Source organism: Sulfuricella sp. T08, from assembly GCF_000971475.1.
Classification (GTDB): Bacteria; Pseudomonadota; Gammaproteobacteria; order Burkholderiales; family Sulfuricellaceae; genus Sulfuricella.
In genome coordinates, this window is sequence record NZ_DF967587.1 from 1 (window position 1) to 960 (window position 960).

Consider the following 960-nt stretch of genomic DNA (forward strand, 5'->3'; position numbering starts at 1 on the left):
CAATTATCGTTGTTAACGGCCAGCTTCAGCAATACGGCGGCACCAGCTTGGCGTCGCCACTTTTTGTCGGCAGTTGGGCACGCATACAATCGGCTAACCACGCCAGGCTCGGTTTTCCGGCTTCATGGATCTATAGTCGAGGAGCCCAAAATACGCCCGCGTTCCATGATGTGACCTCAGGGTCCAACGGAGGTTACGGCGCGACGACAGGCTGGGACTACACGACTGGCTTTGGCAGCTTTGATGTCGCCGCCACTGCCTTACTCACCCAAAGTGCAGTGATCATTAGCGCGTCGCCAGCCACAGTTTTCCAGGGGGAATCCATTACATTCACTGCGACAGTGACGGGAAATTCGCCAACAGGGACTGTGCAGTTTCAGGTAAATGGCGCGAACTTCGGTTCGCCGGTGCAATTAATTAACGGTGTGGCGACACTGACAACGACCCTGTTGACGGTTGTGGGCAGCGATTCAATCACAGCGATTTACTCTGGCGATGCAAACAACGCAGGGAGCACCACTATGACTGCATTCAACGAAACTGTGGCCGCGCTGCCGGATAATGATATTCCCGTATTACCCCAGTGGGGGATTCTGTTGCTTGGCTCTGGATTGTTGTTGATCGGCAGCTTTGCAAGGTCGGCAAAATACTGATTATCTAAGATCTAAGGTTTTTGCCATACATGCTAATGACAATTAGCATGTATGGCAAAAATTCAATAAATTAGTTGTCCTTAAATGTTAAATTTATAACGCATCAGCGATAGGAATTTCACCGTGAGATCCAATCTTTCCTCGCATATCCTTCCGACTTCCGCCACGATGATCGGGGTTTGCATGACCGTTATCAGCATTGTGAAGTTAATCGGCTTAAAGATGCCTATCGGACGAGTCGATCAATTACTTGCATTTGATTCAGCCATTTTCATGATAAGTGCCGGGTTCTCCTATTTATCGATAC

At 49.2% G+C, this 960-nt stretch carries 1 protein-coding gene; it reads left to right on the plus strand.

Annotated elements, in window-relative coordinates; translation table 11 throughout:
- A partial coding sequence (locus SCT_RS16405; protein ID WP_189799687.1) for an Ig-like domain-containing protein occupies positions 1-653 on the plus strand: 653 nt, incomplete at its 5' end.
- Positions 654-960: the final 307 nt, after the last annotated feature.